Raw genomic sequence first — 16,903 nt, 5'->3', positions numbered from 1 at the left:
TCTCGTCGTCGGTCAGTGCGTCTGATCGAAATCCTGCTCGCCGTCCGGCGGAGGAAGGTCGAGCACGAGCTTGACCGCGCTGTAGTTGGCCTTGAGCGAAAACACGCGGCCGATCACGAAAAACGTCTGGCGCGAATTCTCGAGTTCGACGAAGTCGCCCGGTTGCGGCACGTGCGCGCCCTGGTCATACGAAAAGCTGGTGCTGGTCTGCTCGCCGATGGCTTCCGCTGCGTGCTCGGTGAATTCGATAGTGATGTGAGTGGTCATGCGAGCCCCGTTGGGTCGATTGAAGAGGGTAGAAGGTTCGATTTTCGCATAGCGGCTGGCGGTGCCGGTGCGATGCTTGCTGGCTGCGGGGCGTTGCCGAGGCTGAGCGGCAACGCGACTTCGCTCGACACGAACGGGCATGCCAAAGCCGGCGTAACGACGCACCTAGAGCGCGGCGGATAGTCGAGCTGGCGCAGCGGATGCCCAACAACCGCTCGTTTTGGGATAGCCGGATACCAAAGAGCCGCAAATCTACGCGGTCGCTACGACACCCTCACACTCCGGATTTCCCCAATTCCCGAAGCACGGCTCCGTATCCTCCGGGGGCACGGTACTTGGCAAATATCGCTCCCACCCGGTATGGCGGTTTAAACACGCAGAGACTCGCCCACAGCCTGGCGGGTGGACAGATAGCGAGTTGCGTCGGCCGATAACCCGGCTGCAGTTATCGGCCGTATGCCTGCCGGACCATTCAATCAAGCGCGTTAGCCGACTGACAGCGATAAGAGGAGCCACTGCTCATTATCGCGCCGGCGTTGGGCGGCATCATTCTTCTTTCATTGATGCATAAGGCACTGCCAGATCCGCTTGCCAGGTAACGCCATCGGACGTCGACGTGTAGTAAATGCTCGAATCGGAGGCGTTTTGGTGCACCAGGTAAAGATTGTTGTTGAATACTGCCAGTGAAACCGGCGCGTTGGTTTGAGCGACGCCGTAGAGTAATTCGACCGGAAACCTCCAGTTAACACCATCGGATGTCCACGTATAGTAGATATTGGTGTTGGCGTCGGGGGCGCCTTTATACGCCAGGTAAAGATTGCCTTTGAAGGCGGCCATTGCGACCGGCACGGTGGTCGAGACAACGTCGGGTCGAACGATACTTTCTTGTGCCCAGTTAACGCCATCGGACGACGACGTATAGAAAACCAGCGAGTCGGATGCGCCTTTGTGTGCCAGGAACAACTTGGTACCAAACGTGGCCAATGCGACGGCTTGGGCAGTCTTGGCAGCGCCGGTGAGGATGGTGGTGGGCGATGACGCCCACGTCGTGCCGTCGAAGTTCGTGATGGCAATATTGGTGCTGGATGCCTGTTTGAACGCCAGGTACAGCTTCGTCTTGAATGAGGCCAATGCGACCGGGTTATCGCTTCTGCAATTCGGAACTGCCTGATCACTCCCCCAGCTCGAACCGCTGGTCGAATCGTAATAGACCTGGGTGTCGGATCCCGAGCTCTTGTGAGCCGAATATAATTTCGTGCCGAATGCCGCTAACGCCAGGGCCTGATTGGTCGAGTCATAGGTGTTGATTGGAGCGGGGCGCGACCAGATCGAACCGTTGTATGTCTGGTATTGAATCCTGGTGCTTTTCTGGTCTTTGTAGACCAGATATAGCTGGTTGTTGAGCGTAGCGATTGCAGGCCAATTCGTAGTCTGCGCAGCGGCAACGGAAACATCTTGGTCGTTTTCTTCTTCGACAAGGCGATTTTCGTCATTCATGATATGGCCCTCTGGATTATTAATGGAGGTGAGCTGGCCGGCATATTCAAGCCGGCACGTGAAATTTGAAAATTCACGTGCAATAAAATTAGCCTTGCTCATGCGCCGAATCCATTACACTCGATTACGCGTTTGCGCCGTCCGGGCGTAGCGCGATTCCATGAACGGCAGACCCTCGATCGCTTCGACGCGCCAGGCGAAAGGCATGACGAAAACGGCGCCGAAGCGCCGTTGTTCTCGTGTAGAGGCTGGCTGCGACGACACGTGAAGATGCCCGCTGCCGATCGGCGCGCAGGAATGCGCCACGTGCCTTGTCTGACGTACCGTTGGCGAGCGGCCAGCAGCCCTGACCCCGAAGAGAAACGGACGGATCACCCCATCCCCCGATCAGCCGCCGATCTGGCGCCGGTCCGATCAGGCGCGCCACGGCCGCTTTCCCCCGTTTGTTTTGGCTCGTCGCCCCTAAATCGCTGTAAACTCACGCTTTTGCTGCCACGCCCCCACAATCCAGATGTCCCAATCCCCTAAAGTAGGGTTCGTATCCCTCGGGTGCCCGAAGGCGCTCGTCGACTCCGAACAGATCATCACGCAACTGCGCGCCGAAGGTTATGAAATCTCCGGCACCTACGACGGTGCCGACCTCGTCGTCGTGAACACCTGCGGTTTCATCGACGAAGCCGTGCAGGAAAGCCTCGACGCGATCGGCGAAGCGCTGACCGAGAACGGCAAGGTGATCGTCACCGGCTGTCTCGGCGCCAAGTCGAGCGCCAGCGGCTCGAACCTGATCGAGGAAGTCCACCCGAAGGTGCTCGCCGTCACCGGTCCGCACGCGGTGGGCGAAGTGATGCAGGCCGTGCATTCGCACCTGCCGAAGCCGCACGATCCGTTCACCGATCTCGTGCCTGCCGCCGGCATCAAGCTCACGCCGCGCCACTACGCATACCTGAAGATTTCCGAAGGCTGCAACCACCGCTGCACGTTCTGCATCATCCCGTCGATGCGCGGCGACCTCGTGTCGCGTCCGGTCGCCGAAGTGATGCTGGAAGCGGAGAACCTGTTCAAGTCGGGCGTGAAGGAACTGCTCGTGATCTCGCAGGACACGAGCGCATACGGCGTCGACGTGAAGTACCGCACGGGCTTCTGGAACGGCAAGCCGATCAAGACGCGCATGACCGACCTGGTCGCCGCGCTCGGCGAACTCGCCGCGCAGTACGGCGCATGGGTGCGCCTGCACTACGTGTACCCGTATCCCAGCGTCGACGAAGTGATTCCGCTGATGGCCGAAGGCCCGTTCAAGGGCCACGTGCTGCCGTACCTCGACGTGCCGTTCCAGCACGCGCACCCGGAAGTGCTGAAGCGCATGAAGCGTCCGGCGAATGCCGAGAAGGTGCTCGAGCGCGTGCAGAAGTGGCGCGAGATCTGCCCGGACCTGACGATCCGCAGCACGTTCATCGCGGGCTTCCCCGGCGAGACGGAAGAGCAGTTCGAAACGCTGCTCGACTTCATCCGCGAAGCGGAACTCGATCGCGTCGGCTGCTTCGCGTATTCGCCGGTCGAAGGCGCCACCGCGAACGAACTCGACGGCGCGCTGCCGGATGACGTTCGCGAGGAACGCCGCGCACGCTTCATGGAAGTCGCCGAGGAAGTGTCGGCGAACCGCATCCAGCGCAAGGTCGGCAAGACCCTCAAGGTGCTGATCGACGAAGTCAGCGCGGAAGGCGGGATCGGCCGTACGGCGGCCGATGCGCCGGAGATCGACGGCGTCGTCTATGTCGAGCCGGCGGCGAAGGCATCGAAGCGCTACAAGGTCGGCGATTTCGTGTCCGTGAAGATCACGGGCGCCGACGGCCACGATCTGTGGGGCGAGGTGTAAGCGATGACCGCGGCATTTCCGGAGATCCTCGCGCTCGGCGAGGCGATGATCGAATTCAACCAGTCGCAGCCGGGCCGGCCTGAATTCCTGCAGGGCTTCGGCGGCGACACGTCGAACTTCTGCATCGCCGCGGCGCGCCAGGGCGCGTCGACGGGCTTCGTGTCGGCGATCGGCGACGATCCGTTCGGCCGCCTGCTGGCCGACATGTGGCGCGCGGAGCAGGTCGACACGACATACGTGCGGGTCGACCGCAGCGCGCCGACCGGCGTGTATTTCGTCACGCACGGCGCCGACGGTCACCAGTTCGACTACCTGCGTGCGGGCTCGGCGGCGAGCCGCTATGCGGTGGGCGACCTGCCGCTCGACGCGCTGGCCGCCGCGAAGGCCGTGCACCTGTCGGGCATCAGCCTCGCGATCAGCACGGCTGCGTGCGATGCCGCGTTCGCGGGGATCGACCATGCGCGCCGCAACGGTGCGAAGGTCAGCTTCGACACGAACCTGCGCCTGAAGCTGTGGCCGCTGCCGCGCGCCCGCGCGGTGATGCGCGAAGCACTGCGCCAGACGGACATCTGCCTGCCCAGCTGGGATGACGTGACGGCACTCACGGGCGCGAACGATCGCGACGCGATCGTCGACGCGATGCTCGAACACGGGCCGCAGGTCGTCGCGCTGAAGCTCGGCAAGGAAGGTGCTTACGTGGCAACGCCGAACGAGCGGCGCGTCGTGCCGGGCTTCGCGGTCGAGGCTGTCGATGCGACGGGCGCGGGCGACTGCTTCGGCGGAGCCTTCGTCGCGCGGATCGTCGCGGGCGACGATCCGTTCGCGGCAGCGCGCTATGCGAACGCCGCGGCGGCCCTGTCGACGACGGGCTACGGCGCGGTCGCGCCGATTCCGCACCGCGATGCGGTGGAGCGCCTGATGCAAGGCTGACGCGGCATGCGCACGCCGGCCACGGCACCGCACGAACGATTCATTCGATCAGAAGGATGAGGAGGCGACATGCAACGTGAAGTGGTGGTGGTGAGCGGCGTGCGTACCGCGATCGGCGATTTCGGCGGCAGCCTGAAGGACATTGCGCCGACCGCGCTCGGCGCGCAGGTCGTGCGCGAAGTGCTGAAGCGCGCGCAGGTGTCGGGCGACGAGGTTGGCCACGTGGTGTTCGGCAACGTCGTGCACACGGAGCCGAGGGACATGTATCTCGCGCGCGTCGCCGCGATCGACGGCGGCGTCGCGCAGCACGCGCCGGCGCTCACGGTGAACCGGCTGTGCGGCTCGGGCCTGCAGGCGATCGTGTCGGCCGCGCAGGGCGTGCTGCTCGGCGATGCGGACATCGCGATCGCAGGCGGCGCGGAGAACATGAGCCGCGCGCCGTATTCGATCCCGGCCGCGCGCTTCGGGCAGCGCATGGGCGACATGCGCGCAGTCGACATGATGGTCGGCGCGCTGAACGATCCGTTCCAGACGATCCACATGGGCGTGACGGCCGAGAACGTTGCGGCGAAGTACGGCATTTCACGCGACGCGCAGGATGCGCTCGCGCTCGAATCGCACCGCCGCGCGTCGCATGCGGCGAAGGCCGGTTACTTCAAGGACCAGATCCTGCCGGTCGAGCTGATCGGCTCGAAGAAGGGCACGCCGGTCGTGTTCGATCACGACGAGCACGTGCGCCACGATGCGAGCCTGGAGGATTTCTCGAAGCTGCGGCCCGTATTCGTGAAGGAGAACGGCACGGTGACGGCCGGCAACGCGTCGGGCATCAACGATGCGGCGGCTGCCGTGCTGCTGATGGAGCGCAGCGTTGCCGAGCAGCGCGGTGCGCAGCCGCTCGCGCGCCTCGTTGCGTATGCGCACGCGGGCGTCGATCCGGCCTACATGGGGATCGGCCCCGTGCCGGCGACGCAGAAAGTGCTCGCGCGTGCGGGGCTGACGGTGGCCGATCTCGACGTGATCGAGGCAAACGAGGCGTTCGCCGCGCAGGCATGCGCGGTGACGCAGGAACTGGGTCTCGACCCGGCAAAGGTGAATCCGAACGGGTCCGGCATTTCGCTCGGCCACCCGATCGGCGCGACGGGCGCGCTGATCACTGTCAAGGCGCTGTACGAACTGCAGCGCGTCGGCGGCCGATATGCGCTCGTCACGATGTGCATTGGCGGCGGGCAAGGCATCGCCGCGATTTTCGAGCGAATCTGAAGCAAGGAGCAACACAAGGTGGGTCGATATTCGCAATGGCAACGGGCGCTCGTCGTCGCGGGCGCGCTGGCGGCGGGCATGACGATGCCGGGCGTAGTCGCGGCGCAGGCCGTCGCGCCGGGCGTGCAGCAGGATGAACCGGCCATGGCGCGGCCGCTGAAGCCGAATCCCGAGTTCGCCCGCCTGCCGCGCTACGAAGGCACGCTCGGCGACCGGCCGATCGTCGTGCATCTCGGCCCGAAGACGGACGAGGAAGGCGTGCACGGCGAATACCAGTTCGCCGATACGGGCGAGGTCGTGCTGCTCGCGGGCGATCGCGACGGCGACACGCTCGAGATCGAGGAATCGAACGACGGCACGAACATCACGGGCGTGTGGATCGGCCGCTTCGACGCGACGGGCGACCTGAAGGCCGACCGGATGAATTCGGACGAGTCGGATCCGCAGCCCGTCGTGCTGCGTCTTGCGCCGGGCAAGCGCGCGGCGCTGCAGGTGCGCGACGGCCGCGTGCAGGAAATCGAGACGGTGGGCGGTGTCGTCAACCTGCGCACCGACGACTGAACCCGCGCTGGCTCGGTGCGCGCGGCGCGCATTGTACCGGGCCAATTGCGCCGATTTTGGCTAATCTAGCTGCATATTCCGCAACCGAACGGCCTCGTGCCGGGCTTCCTGTCATGACTGCATCCACTCCCAAGCGCGCGCTGCAAACCCGCATCGTTCAACCCGACGACGTGATCCCGGAAGGCTTCCGTTCGTTCGTGCCGCCGGTCGCGCGCGCGTCGACGGTCGTGTTCCCCGATCTCGCGACGATGCGTGCGCTCGTCTGGCACAACGACAACCAGTGGCGCTACGGCCTGCATGCGACGCCGACGTCGCTCGCGCTTGCGCAGCGGCTCGCCGAGATCGAGGGCGGCACGCATGCGCTGCTGCAGCCGTCGGGTCTCGCGGCCATCATGAACGTCTACTTCGGGATCGTGAAAGCCGGCGACGACGTGCTGATTCCGCACAACGTGTACGGGCCGAACGCCGATTTCGGCAACTGGCTCGCGAAGGATTTCGGCATCACCGCGCGCTTCTACGATCCGTTGATCGGCGCCGGCATTGCCGACCTGATCCAGCCGAACACGCGGCTGATCTGGATCGAAGCGCCGGGCTCGGTGACGATGGAAGTGCCGGACGTGCAGGCGATCGCGGCGGCCGCGAAGGCGCGCGGCATCGTCACCGCCATCGACAACACGTTCTCGGCCGGGCTCGCGTTCAAGCCGTTCGAACACGGCGTCGACATCTCGGTGCAGGCGCTGACCAAGTACCAGTCGGGCGGCAGCGACGTGCTGATGGGCGCGACGATCACCGCGAACGCGGAACTGCACGCGAAGCTGAAGCTCGCACGGATGCGCTGCGGCGTCGGCGTGTCGGTCGACGATTGCTCGCTCGTGCTGCGCAGCCTGCCGAGCATGCAGGTGCGTTTCGACGCGCACAGCAAGAGCGCGCTCGCGCTTGCGCAATGGCTGAAGGCGCGGCCGGAGATCGCGGCGGTCCTGCACCCGCAGATCGCCGATTGCCCGGGGCACGCGTCGTTCATGCGTGATTTCACCGGCGCGGGCGGGCTGTTCTCGGTGGTGTTCGACGAGCGCTACAGCGCGGAGCAGATCGACCGCTTCGTCGAGTCGCTCGAACTGTTCGCGATCGGCTGGAGCTGGGGCGGCGCGTGCAGCCTCGCGATGCCTTACGACGTCGCGTCGATGCGTCCGGACTGGCCGCATCGCGGCACGCTGGTGCGTTTCTATGTCGGCCTGGAAGACGAAGCCGACTTGCGCGCGGACATCGAGCGCGCGATGCAGGACGTACTCGGCTGATCGCAGGCCGCGAAGGCTCCGCGGAAAAACAAAACGCCGGCGCGATGTTGCATCGCACCGGCGTTTTTCATTTCGGATTCTGCAGGATCAGAACAGGCGCAGCAGCCCGTCGAGGCCGACATGATCGAACGCGACCGTCGCCGCGTCGCGTACGACGGGCTTCGCGTGGTACGCGACCGACAGCCCGGCTTCGGCCATCATCTTCAGGTCGTTCGACCCGTCGCCCATCGCGATCGCACGGCGCGGCTCGAGGCCGAGCGACGCGCACGTCTCGCGCAGCAGGCGCGCCTTCACGTCGGCGTTCACGATCTCGCCGAGCACCTTGCCGGTCAGCTTGCCGTCGACGATCTCGAGCGTGTTCGCATGCGCGTAGTCGAGGCCGAGGCGTGTCTTCAGTCGCTCGGTGAAGAACGTGAAGCCGCCCGACACGAGCAGCGTCTTCATGCCGGCAGCCTTCACGCCGGCGAGCATTTTCTCGGCGCCCGGCGTCAGTTGCAGCCGCTCCTCGTACACGCGTTCGAGCGCGTGCGCGTCGAGCCCGGCCAGCAGCGCGACGCGGCGCGTGAGGCTTTCGTTGAAGTCGCGGATCTCGCCGCGCATCGACGCTTCGGTGATCTCGGCGACCTGCGTTTTCAGCCCGCAGAAATCGGCGATCTCGTCGATGCACTCGATCGTGATCAGCGTCGAATCCATGTCCATCACGGCGAGCCCGAAATCGCCGAGCGAGAGGCCGGCCTCGACGAACGCGAAGTCGAGCGCGTGCGTGCCGCAGTACGCATCGATATCGAGGCGCTGCGCCGGGTTCGCGTTGTCGATCCGCAGCGCGTGATCGTCGGTCTGCACGATGCGGGTGCCGCGCGACAGCGCGAGCAGCGGTTTGTGATGGGCGTCCGACAGCGGCGCAAGACTCTGGATGACGAGGTTGTGGGTCATGACGGGATGGTTGGGAGGCGAATGAAATGCGTATGCGGCCAACGGGCAGCCGCCTGCCGATGCGGGCCCCGTCCGGCGTCGGGCCCTTGCGTGGCGAACGCGCCATTGTAGCCGGTTGGCCGCACGCGGCGGTCAGGGGCGAAGCGAAACCGCGCGCGGCGCCGCGGTCATGGCTCGTCCGCGCGATCCCAGTACGGTGGATCGCCGAAATGCTCGGCCATGAACGCGATGAAGGCGAGCGTCTTCAGCGGAACGTGCGCGCGGCTCGGGTAGACGGCCCAGATCGCGATGTCTTCCGCGAACGGATAGTCGTCGAGCACCGTGACGAGCGCGCCGCTCGCGAGCAGCGGGCCGACGTCCCAGGTCGACTTGATCGCGATCCCGAAGCCGTCGACGAGCGCTTCGCGGATCGCCTCGCCGTTGCTCGCGACGAGCCGGCCGCCGACCCGCACCGTGAGCGGGCCTTGCGGCGTGGTGAACGACCAGTCGCGCTGGTCGCCGAGGATCACGCATTCGTGCTGCGCGAGGTCGGCCGGATGGCGCGGCGTGCCGTGTTCGGCGAGATACGCGGGCGAGCAGCACAGCACGCGGCGGTTTGCGGCGAGCTTGCGCGCGACGAGCGTCGAATCCTTCAGCGCGCCGAGGCGGATCGCGACGTCGTAGCCGTCGTCGACGAGGTCGACGATCTCGTCCGACAGCCGCAGGTCGAGTGATACGGACGGATAGCGGCGCAGGAACGCGGGAATCACCGGCGCGACATGCTGACGGCCGAACGACGACGACATCGACACCTTCAGCCGCCCATACGGCTCGGTGCGGCCGTGGCCGACCGACGCGCGCGCGGCGTCGGCGGCCGACAGCAGCGTATCGGCGTGCGCCATGAAGACTTCGCCGTCCTGCGTCAGGCTGATGCGGCGCGTGGTGCGGTGCAGCAGCCGCGCACCGAGCTGGCGCTCGAGCTGCGCGATGCGTGCGCTCGCGACCGCGGCCGACACGCCGAACTCGCGCCCGGCCGCGGTGACGTTCGCAAGCAGCGCCGCGCGCACGAACAGCGCGACGTCGAGCAGGTCGAGCGGCTTGTCGGGGGCCGGAATCGGATCGGAGGCCATTATTCTGAAAATCCTGAAAATGTTTCAGGAAATATAGCGGTTTTCTCGAATGATCGGGTTGCTTACGATGACGTTCATGGGGCTGCGCCGCGGCCCACAGGATTTCCTGAAGGAGTGTCGTGATGAAAGCCGTTGGACTGACCCGTTATCTGCCGATCGACGACCCGCAAGCGCTGCTCGACGTGGAGCTGCCGCAGCCTGTGCCGGGCCCGCGCGACCTGCTCGTGAAGGTCGAGGCGATTTCCGTGAACCCGGTGGACTTCAAGGTGCGCGCGCCGAAGCCGCAGGTCGAGGACACGCCGCGCGTGCTCGGCTGGGATGCGGCCGGCACGGTGGTCGCGGTCGGCGCCGACGTGACGCTGTTCCGGCCCGGCGACGAGGTGTTCTACGCGGGCAGCATCACGCGGCCGGGTGCGAACAGCGAATTTCATACGGTCGACGAGCGGATCGCCGCGCTGAAGCCGCGCACGCTCGATTTCGCCGCCGCCGCCGCGCTGCCGCTCACGGCGCTGACCGCGTGGGAAGCGCTGTTCGACCGGCTGCACGTGTCGCCGCAGGGCGCGGACGCCGGCAAGTCGGTGCTGATCATCGGCGGCGCGGGTGGCGTGGGCTCGATCGCGATCCAGCTCGCGAAGACGCTCGGCAAGCTGCACGTGATCGCCACCGCGTCGCGGCCGGCGTCGGCCGACTGGGTGCGCTCGCTGGGTGCCGACGCGGTGGTCGACCATTTCGGCGACCTGCCTGCGCAGTTGCGCGAGGCCGGGCATCCGAACGTCGACTACGTGCTGATTTTCAACGACACGGATCGTCACTTTCCTGCCGCAGCGGAGGTAATCCGGCCGCAGGGCGGCATTTGCACGATCGTCGAGAACGACAAGCCGGTGCCGGTCGAACTGCTGAAGGCGAAGAGTGCCGCGTTTCACTGGGAATTCATGTTTACGCGTGCAATGTTCGAGACGCCGGACATGATCGAGCAGCACCGGATCCTCGGCGAAGTCGCGCGGCTCGTCGATGGCGGCACGCTGCGCACCACGCTCGGCGAGCAGCTCGGCACGATCAATGCCGCGAACGTGCGGCGCGCGCACCAGTTGCTCGAGGCCGGGCGTTCGATCGGCAAGCTCGTGCTGAGCGGCTTCTGAGCCGGCATCGCGCGTAAGGTTGCGGTGCCGCGAACGCAAGCGGGGTAACACCCGATGCGTTTGCGGCACATTGCATGCCGCTTGGCGGTAGACTGGCAGCGCATCATGCATCGAAAACCGCGCGGCACGCGCGTGCCGCCGCATACCAAGGAGGTCAGCATGAGCCAACGCAGCTTGTCAGTCGCCGCATCGTGGTCGGTCGTGTTCGCGGCGGCGTGCGTCAGCGCGAGCGTATTCGCGGCGCCGCCGGTCAAGGGCAGCCTGAAAGGCGGCGGTACCGGACAGCTCGAATACACCGTCAAGGTCGATTCGAAGACCTTCGGCAATACGCAGGAGACCCGCAAGATCCGCTCGGGCGAGACGGACGACTTCAACTGGAAGTCGGTGCCGCCGAGCGGTGCGGTCGCGATGCCCGACGGGTGCCCGAACGCCGACAGCCTGCCGCGCGACGAGAACGGCGCGATGGTGCGCCAGACCCAGGTGCGGCTTGCGCCGTCGATCGACGCGAAGGGGATCGCCAACGTGCAGATGAGCTTCCAGGCGGCCGCGCCGAAGGGCACGCGCAGCGTGACGGCCGGCGGCAAGTCGCTGCAGTGTCCGGACGTCGTGTCGGTGAGCCAGGTGAAGTGGGTGTCGATCCCGACCAACGGCGGGTCGAAGTCCGTCACGATGAGCGATGGCTCGAAGGTGACGGTGTCGATCAAGCGCTGAGCGGCGCGCGCGGACCGGCGTCGGAGCCGGTGCGCGCGCAACGGATTCGACGCGCGGGCGGGCCCGGCGGCACGTGATCGTATCGTGTCGCCGTCATGGTGCCTTCTCGCGATCAGCAGCACGGAACCGTGTTGCTGCAACGGCACGGCAGCAGCCGTTCGACGTGCAGCACCGTCGCGTGGTGGACCGCGTGACGTCATGCGAATGTCACGCTATGCTCGCCCGCATCATCACCTTCCTGTCACGACATCCCGATGAAATGCCGAATGCGCGCGTTGCTGTGTGCCATTGCATTCGTCGCCGCGCACGCGCACGCGGCCGACGACTGCGGTTTCGTGAAAAAAGTCGAGCTGCCGTCGCGGCAGCAGGTGGCAGTCGTGTCGAGCGGGGCGCTCGAACCGTGCTCGACCGGCAGCTACGCGGTGCGCGTGTATTCGACCGCGCATGCCGCCCCCGGCTTCGATGCCGACGATTACGTGACGGGCGTGCTGCATGCGCGTGATGGTACGGTCACCGATACATTCACGGCCGACCTCGGTGCACGCGCGCCGCAGGCGCTCGTCGTGACGACGCGCTCGGCCGGCAGCGGCGGCTACGTCGGCGCGCAGGCCTATGTGACGACGCCGCGCGCGGTGCGGCTCGTCGCGTCGGTCGAAGGGCTCGCGCCGGACGCGGACATCGCGGCCGCGTTGCGGCAGGCGCTCGGCAAGCGCCGCAGCGTGCGCTGACTGGCGAACCGCGCGAATGCATCGCGCGGTGACGCGGCATGTCAGTGCGCGCGTTCTTCGAGCCGCGCTGCGAGAAAGCGGTGATCGGGCGAGAACAGCCGGCGATAGGTCATCAGCACCGCGCCGACCGTGCCGAGCGCGGAGGCCGCGGCAATCAGGAACATGATCACGATCTGGTAACGCACGGCCTGCAGCGGCGATTGGCCGGCCAGCACCTGGCCCGTCATCATCCCCGGCAGGCTCACGACGCCGACGACGGCCATCTGGTTCAGCGTCGGCAGCATGCCGGCGCGCACGGCCTGGCGTGCGGCGTCCTGCGCGGCTTCCCAGCGCGTCGCGCCGAGCGCGAGTGCGGTCTCGACACGGTCGCGGCGCGCCGTGAGTTCTTCCATCATCCGTTCGACGCCGAGCGACACGCCCGTGAGCGTATTGCCGAGAATCATCCCGAGGATCGGAATCGCGTATTGCGGTGCGTACCACGGATGGATGCGGATCACGACGAACAGGCCGACCGCCGCGACGAACCAGCTGCTGAACCAGATCGACGCAATGCTGTCGATGCGCTGGCCGCGATACGTGCGCTTGCCGCGCCCCGCGCCGGCGAAACCGGCGATCAGCGTCATCAGTGCGGTGAGCGGCAGCACGACGTACCAGTGAGGATGGCCGAATACCCAGCCGAGCACGTAGCCGATCGCGAGCAACTGCACGACGGTGCGCACGGCCGCGAGCGCGAGCTTGCGGCCGAGGCCGAGCGACAGGGCCATCGAGATCGCGCCGTTGACCGCGACGAGCGCGGCGGCGATGCCGACGTCGACGAGGCTCAGGTCCTGCAGTGTGGGGCTCATTGCGTTGCCTCCGTCGGCTTGGCAACGTGCATCACGCCGGCCTGCATCACGAGCCGCATCGTGCCGATCCGCGCGGCCTGGGCCGGATCGTGCGAGATCCACATGTACGCGCGGGCGTCGGGCGCCGCGTCGAACCATGCGCCGACGAGCGCCTCGATCGCGCGCGCCGATTCGGGGTCAAGCGCGGACGTCGGCTCGTCGAGCAGCAATACATCGGGATCGAGTTGCAGCACGCGTAGTAGCGCGGCGATCTGTGCTTCGCCGCCCGACAGGTCGCTTGCGCGCTTGTCGAGAAAGTCGGGGCCGCGGCCGGCCTGCGCGGCGAGCGCTTCGGCGCGCGCGCGATCGAACGCAACGTCGCGATAGATCGCGAGCGAATACGGATAGCGCAACTGCGATTCGACGGTGCCGTCCATCTGCGCGGGGCGTTGGCGTACATAGGCGACGCTGCGCCGGTAACGCGGGATCGCATTGCGCCGGATCCGGTTGCCGCGCCACAGGATGTGGCCGCCGTCGAGCGGATCGAGCAGCGCGAGCGCGCGCAGCAGCACGCTCTTGCCCGACCCGGATGGCCCGGTGATAGCAATTCGCGATCCCGCAGCGAGGGTGAAATCGGTCGGGGCGAGCAGGGTCTTGCCGCTGCTGGCATCGCGACGCGTGATGCGCTCTGCATCGATGAGGCCGGTGGGGGCTGTCATGTCACAAATGAAAAAAAGCGTTAATGGCGCCGAAACGTCACCATGGCGTGCGTCATAATACCGATTGAAAAGCCGCGGGTGTCGTGCGCCGTTCGTCCACGCACGCGGCCCGGCATGGTGCGGCTACATTTCAGAACAACAACGGAACCGCCATGACGCTAACCCGAGCCATCGGCAAATCGGCTGCATGGATCGTCGGTATCGTCGCGGTGCTCATCGCGGCGGCCGGCGTCTTTCTCTTCGCCTTCGACTGGAATCGCGCGAAGCCGTGGGTCAACGAACAGGTCACGGCCGCACTCGGCCGCCCGTTCGCGATCAACGGCGACCTGAAGGTCGGCTGGCGCCGCCCCGACGGCGAAACTGGCTGGCGCGCCTGGGTGCCCTGGCCGAGCTTGACGGCCACGCAGCTCGAGATCGGCAACCCCGACTGGGCGAAGACACCCAAGTTCGTCACGCTCGATGCTGCGCACTTCGATCTCGCGATCCTGCCGCTGCTCGCGCATGAAATCGTGATTCCGTCGATCGACGTCGTGAATCCGGCCGTCGATCTCGAGCGGCTGGCCGACGGCCGCAACACGTGGACCTTCCAGTTCAAGCAATCGTCGCAGCCGTCGCCGTGGAAGGTGCGGCTCGACAGCTTCGGCTTCGCGAAGGGCACCGTCACGTATCGCGACGCAATCACGAAGGCCGACCTGAGCGTCGCGATCGATACGCTCGGGCAGCCGATTCCGCTCGGCGACGTGCTGAAGGAGCAGGAGCAGACGTCGCGCGCGGCATCGGCGCAGCGTGTCGGCAAGCACGGTGCTGCGCAGTTGAGCGCGAAGGCCAACGCGGAGGCCGCGTCGAGCGCTTCCGCTGCGCAGGCTGCGAGTGCGGCGTCGGCAACGGGGGCTTCGGCCGCGTCTGCCGTGGTGTCGGCTTCGTCTTCTTCGTCCACCGCTTCGGCATCGGCTGCTGCCGCGTCTGGTGCAAGCGGCGCAAGCAGCGTCGCGGCGCCCGCGAAGCCGTCCGGCCCGACCTATGCGTTCGGGCTGAAAGTCGACGGCCGCTACAAGAATGTACCGATCAGCGGCACCGGCAAGCTGGGAGGTGTGCTCGCGATCCAGGACGCGTCGCAGCCGTTCCCGTTGCAGGCCGATGTGAAGGCCGGCGACACGCGGCTCGCGATCGTCGGCACGCTGACCGATCCGATGCATCTCGCGGCCATCGACCTGCGGCTGTGGTTGCAGGGCACGTCGATGTCGCACCTTTACCAGCTGACCGGCATCACGCTGCCCGATACGCCGCCTTACGCGACGGAAGGCCGGCTGATCGGCAACTTCAAGCGCAAGGCCAGCACGTTCCGCTACGAGAACTTCAACGGCCGCGTCGGCGGCAGCGATCTCGGCGGCACGCTTGCCTACGAGCAGCGCGAGCCGCGGCCGAAGCTGTCGGGCGAGCTCGTGTCGAACCTGCTGCAGTTCTCCGATCTCGCGCCGGTGATCGGCGCGGATACGGCCGCGAGCAAAGCCAAGCGCGGCGACACGACGAAACAGCCGTCGAGCCGCGTGCTGCCGGTCGAGACGTTCCGCACCGACCGCTGGCGCGCACTCGACGCGGACGTCAAGTTCACGGGCCGCAAGCTGGTCAAGAGTTCGGACCTGCCGATCACCAACCTGTACACGCACATCGTGATGACGGACGGCGTGCTGTCGCTCGAGCCGCTGCAGTTCGGTGTCGCGGGCGGCACACTCGCAACGACCGCGCATCTCGACGGCAGCGGTGCGCCGCTGAAGGGCCGCTTCACGGTGGCGGCGCGGCACCTGAAGCTCAAGCAGCTGTTCCCGGCGCAGAAGGTCATGCAGTCGGCGCTCGGCGAGATCAACGGCGATGCGTCGCTGTCGGCGACCGGCAACTCGCCGGCCGCGCTGGCCGCGACGTCGACCGGCGAAGTGAAGGCACTCGTGACGGACGGCCGCATCAGCCGCCTGCTGATGGAAGCGGCGGGGCTGAACGTCGCGAACGTCGTCTACGAGAAGCTGTTCGGCAACAACGACGTGAAGATCAACTGCGCGGCGATCGACTTCGTCGCGACCAACGGCATTCTCGACCCGAAGGTCTTCGCGCTTGATACGGACGACGCGCTGATCAACGTCGACGGCCCGATCAGCCTGCGCGACGAAACGCTGAACCTGAAGATCCACCCGCACACGAAGGGTTTCCGGATCTTCTCGCTGCGCTCGCCGCTGTATGCGAAGGGCACGTTCAAGAATCCGGACGTCGGCGTCGATGCGGGCGCACTTGCGTTGCGCGCCGGCGCGATGGTCGGCCTCGGGCTGATCAACCCGTTCGCGGCGTTGATTCCGCTGATCGCGCCGAGCAACAACCGCGATGTGCCGTGCTCGGAGCTGTTCGGTCAGATGAATGCGAAGGCGGCACAGCGGGCGGCGGCGAAAGTCGGCAAGTGACGGCGTCAGCGGCCCGCGCGCGCCCAGAGCAGCAGGACTTCGACCTCCCGGCCGCCGATCCGGACCGGTGCCGCGGGGCCGAGCTGCAGGCGATCGCCGTCGAGCACGGCGATGCGCTGCTGGATGTTGCCGACCCAGTTCGGCAGCAGGCTGACGTCCATTTCGTGAGTCAGTGTGCCGTCGTCGGCAACCTGAAAGGGGCCCGAATAGGCGATGTAGCCGCGCGCGGCCGCCGCGCATGTGTCGTCGGCGCCGTGGTGCGGGTCGCCGATCGCGTAGGCCGGCCGGCCGGCGGCCATCAGCTGGGCGGACATGTAGCCGTCCCGCGTATAGAGCAGCCAGCCGCGCACGTCGCGACCGAGCGGATAGGCGGCCGCGCTGCCGTCGCAGGGGCGGACTTCGTAGGACACGAGGCGCCACGCGCCGACGAGTTGTTCGCGAAGCTGGCTGGCAAGCATGCGGGATTCCGGTGAGGCGGCGGTGGGGCGCGTGCCGTCGTGTTGGCGGGCCACAGGGCGGCGGGCCAACGGAGCCTGAAATGCGCCGGCGGAACGGCATGGTCGGCAGTTTCTCCGACACCTGCTAAAATACACGGTTTTCCGTCGATTTA

General features: G+C 66.5%; 16 protein-coding genes. 9 read left to right on the top strand and 7 right to left on the bottom strand.

All coding sequences use genetic code 11. The features are described from left to right. Positions 1 to 12: 12 nt before the first annotated feature. On the bottom strand, positions 13 to 267 hold the full coding sequence (locus tag BCEP18194_RS15480; protein ID WP_011352235.1) for a hypothetical protein: 255 nt from the start codon (positions 265 to 267) through the stop codon (positions 13 to 15). A gap of 546 nt (positions 268 to 813) precedes the next feature. Continuing rightward, positions 814 to 1,866 carry a hypothetical protein gene (locus BCEP18194_RS15475; RefSeq protein ID WP_244272901.1) on the bottom strand — a complete coding sequence of 351 codons (1,053 nt, stop codon included), beginning with the start codon at positions 1,864 to 1,866 and terminating at the stop codon, positions 814 to 816. Between the two features lie 409 nt (positions 1,867 to 2,275). On the opposite strand from BCEP18194_RS15475, the gene rimO reads away from it, so the two are divergent. From rimO to BCEP18194_RS15450, 5 genes are all read left to right on the top strand, one after another. Beyond that, complete coding sequence (rimO, locus tag BCEP18194_RS15470; RefSeq protein WP_011352232.1) at positions 2,276 to 3,637, top strand: 30S ribosomal protein S12 methylthiotransferase RimO; 1,362 nt, start codon at positions 2,276 to 2,278, stop codon at positions 3,635 to 3,637. Positions 3,638 to 3,640: 3 nt separating this feature from the next. Then, positions 3,641 to 4,567: a sugar kinase gene (locus tag BCEP18194_RS15465; RefSeq protein ID WP_011352231.1), complete on the top strand. Its 927-nt coding sequence runs from the start codon at positions 3,641 to 3,643 to the stop codon at positions 4,565 to 4,567. 69 nt (positions 4,568 to 4,636) lie between these two features. Further along, the gene (bktB, locus tag BCEP18194_RS15460; protein WP_011352230.1) at positions 4,637 to 5,827 is read left to right on the top strand and encodes a beta-ketothiolase BktB; all 1,191 of its coding nucleotides are present in this window, start codon (positions 4,637 to 4,639) and stop codon (positions 5,825 to 5,827) included. 18 nt (positions 5,828 to 5,845) lie between these two features. Further along, the gene (locus BCEP18194_RS15455) at positions 5,846 to 6,388 is read left to right on the top strand and encodes a hypothetical protein (RefSeq protein WP_011352229.1); all 543 of its coding nucleotides are present in this window, start codon (positions 5,846 to 5,848) and stop codon (positions 6,386 to 6,388) included. A gap of 113 nt (positions 6,389 to 6,501) precedes the next feature. Further along, on the top strand, positions 6,502 to 7,683 hold the full coding sequence (locus BCEP18194_RS15450; RefSeq protein WP_011352228.1) for a cystathionine beta-lyase: 1,182 nt from the start codon (positions 6,502 to 6,504) through the stop codon (positions 7,681 to 7,683). A gap of 87 nt (positions 7,684 to 7,770) precedes the next feature. Here the strand turns inward: BCEP18194_RS15450 and serB are convergent, their stop codons facing one another. Together serB and BCEP18194_RS15440 are read right to left on the bottom strand one after the other, a co-directional pair. Next, positions 7,771 to 8,616 carry a phosphoserine phosphatase SerB gene (gene serB / locus BCEP18194_RS15445; protein WP_011352227.1) on the bottom strand — a complete coding sequence of 282 codons (846 nt, stop codon included), beginning with the start codon at positions 8,614 to 8,616 and terminating at the stop codon, positions 7,771 to 7,773. A gap of 167 nt (positions 8,617 to 8,783) precedes the next feature. After that, positions 8,784 to 9,725 carry a LysR family transcriptional regulator gene (locus tag BCEP18194_RS15440; RefSeq protein ID WP_011352226.1) on the bottom strand — a complete coding sequence of 314 codons (942 nt, stop codon included), beginning with the start codon at positions 9,723 to 9,725 and terminating at the stop codon, positions 8,784 to 8,786. A gap of 122 nt (positions 9,726 to 9,847) precedes the next feature. On the opposite strand from BCEP18194_RS15440, the gene BCEP18194_RS15435 reads away from it, so the two are divergent. From BCEP18194_RS15435 to BCEP18194_RS15425, 3 genes are all read left to right on the top strand, one after another. Next, positions 9,848 to 10,864 (top strand): zinc-binding alcohol dehydrogenase family protein, encoded by a 1,017-nt coding sequence (locus BCEP18194_RS15435; RefSeq protein WP_011352225.1) that lies wholly within the window; start codon positions 9,848 to 9,850, stop codon positions 10,862 to 10,864. A gap of 159 nt (positions 10,865 to 11,023) precedes the next feature. Continuing rightward, positions 11,024 to 11,575 (top strand): DUF6013 family protein, encoded by a 552-nt coding sequence (locus tag BCEP18194_RS15430; RefSeq protein WP_011352224.1) that lies wholly within the window; start codon positions 11,024 to 11,026, stop codon positions 11,573 to 11,575. 254 nt (positions 11,576 to 11,829) lie between these two features. Next, entirely contained in the window at positions 11,830 to 12,303 is a 474-nt protein-coding gene (locus tag BCEP18194_RS15425) for a PliI family lysozyme inhibitor of I-type lysozyme (RefSeq protein ID WP_011352223.1), read from the top strand. 41 nt (positions 12,304 to 12,344) lie between these two features. Here the strand turns inward: BCEP18194_RS15425 and BCEP18194_RS15420 are convergent, their stop codons facing one another. Both BCEP18194_RS15420 and BCEP18194_RS15415 read right to left on the bottom strand, forming a co-directional pair. Beyond that, the gene (locus BCEP18194_RS15420) at positions 12,345 to 13,148 is read right to left on the bottom strand and encodes an ABC transporter permease (RefSeq protein WP_011352222.1); all 804 of its coding nucleotides are present in this window, start codon (positions 13,146 to 13,148) and stop codon (positions 12,345 to 12,347) included. Then, on the bottom strand, positions 13,145 to 13,846 hold the full coding sequence (locus tag BCEP18194_RS15415; protein ID WP_011352221.1) for an ABC transporter ATP-binding protein: 702 nt from the start codon (positions 13,844 to 13,846) through the stop codon (positions 13,145 to 13,147). The genes BCEP18194_RS15420 and BCEP18194_RS15415 overlap by 4 nt, the downstream gene beginning before the upstream one ends. Positions 13,847 to 13,998: 152 nt before the next feature. Here BCEP18194_RS15415 and BCEP18194_RS15410 point away from each other — a divergent pair, with 152 nt between their 5' ends. Next, positions 13,999 to 16,293, top strand: coding sequence for an AsmA family protein (locus tag BCEP18194_RS15410; RefSeq protein ID WP_011352220.1), 2,295 nt, complete (start codon positions 13,999 to 14,001; stop codon positions 16,291 to 16,293). 5 nt (positions 16,294 to 16,298) lie between these two features. On the opposite strand, the gene BCEP18194_RS15405 is transcribed toward BCEP18194_RS15410, so the two are convergent. Next, positions 16,299 to 16,751 carry a lipocalin-like domain-containing protein gene (locus tag BCEP18194_RS15405; RefSeq protein ID WP_011352219.1) on the bottom strand — a complete coding sequence of 151 codons (453 nt, stop codon included), beginning with the start codon at positions 16,749 to 16,751 and terminating at the stop codon, positions 16,299 to 16,301. Positions 16,752 to 16,903 lie beyond the last annotated feature (152 nt).

This window comes from Burkholderia lata (genome assembly GCF_000012945.1).
In the GTDB taxonomy this organism is placed as follows: domain Bacteria; phylum Pseudomonadota; class Gammaproteobacteria; order Burkholderiales; family Burkholderiaceae; genus Burkholderia; species Burkholderia lata.
The sequence above is the reverse complement of the archived record's forward strand: the minus strand, read 5'-3'. Positions and strand labels throughout refer to the sequence as shown.

Bases quoted from the DNA above. Each gene is read 5' to 3' on its own strand.
- BCEP18194_RS15435 (WP_011352225.1), top strand. From the start codon at position 9,848: ATGAAAGCCGTTGGACTGACCCGTTATCTGCCGATCGACGACCCGCAA.
- BCEP18194_RS15405 (WP_011352219.1), bottom strand. From the start codon at position 16,751: ATGCTTGCCAGCCAGCTTCGCGAACAACTCGTCGGCGCGTGGCGCCTC.
- BCEP18194_RS15465 (WP_011352231.1), top strand. From the start codon at position 3,641: ATGACCGCGGCATTTCCGGAGATCCTCGCGCTCGGCGAGGCGATGATC.
- BCEP18194_RS15410 (WP_011352220.1), top strand. From the start codon at position 13,999: ATGACGCTAACCCGAGCCATCGGCAAATCGGCTGCATGGATCGTCGGT.
- BCEP18194_RS15415 (WP_011352221.1), bottom strand. From the start codon at position 13,846: ATGACAGCCCCCACCGGCCTCATCGATGCAGAGCGCATCACGCGTCGC.
- BCEP18194_RS15440 (WP_011352226.1), bottom strand. From the start codon at position 9,725: ATGGCCTCCGATCCGATTCCGGCCCCCGACAAGCCGCTCGACCTGCTC.
- bktB (WP_011352230.1), top strand. From the start codon at position 4,637: ATGCAACGTGAAGTGGTGGTGGTGAGCGGCGTGCGTACCGCGATCGGC.
- BCEP18194_RS15420 (WP_011352222.1), bottom strand. From the start codon at position 13,148: ATGAGCCCCACACTGCAGGACCTGAGCCTCGTCGACGTCGGCATCGCC.
- rimO (WP_011352232.1), top strand. From the start codon at position 2,276: ATGTCCCAATCCCCTAAAGTAGGGTTCGTATCCCTCGGGTGCCCGAAG.
- BCEP18194_RS15480 (WP_011352235.1), bottom strand. From the start codon at position 267: ATGACCACTCACATCACTATCGAATTCACCGAGCACGCAGCGGAAGCC.
- serB (WP_011352227.1), bottom strand. From the start codon at position 8,616: ATGACCCACAACCTCGTCATCCAGAGTCTTGCGCCGCTGTCGGACGCC.
- BCEP18194_RS15430 (WP_011352224.1), top strand. From the start codon at position 11,024: ATGAGCCAACGCAGCTTGTCAGTCGCCGCATCGTGGTCGGTCGTGTTC.
- BCEP18194_RS15475 (WP_244272901.1), bottom strand. From the start codon at position 1,866: ATGAGCAAGGCTAATTTTATTGCACGTGAATTTTCAAATTTCACGTGC.
- BCEP18194_RS15450 (WP_011352228.1), top strand. From the start codon at position 6,502: ATGACTGCATCCACTCCCAAGCGCGCGCTGCAAACCCGCATCGTTCAA.
- BCEP18194_RS15425 (WP_011352223.1), top strand. From the start codon at position 11,830: ATGAAATGCCGAATGCGCGCGTTGCTGTGTGCCATTGCATTCGTCGCC.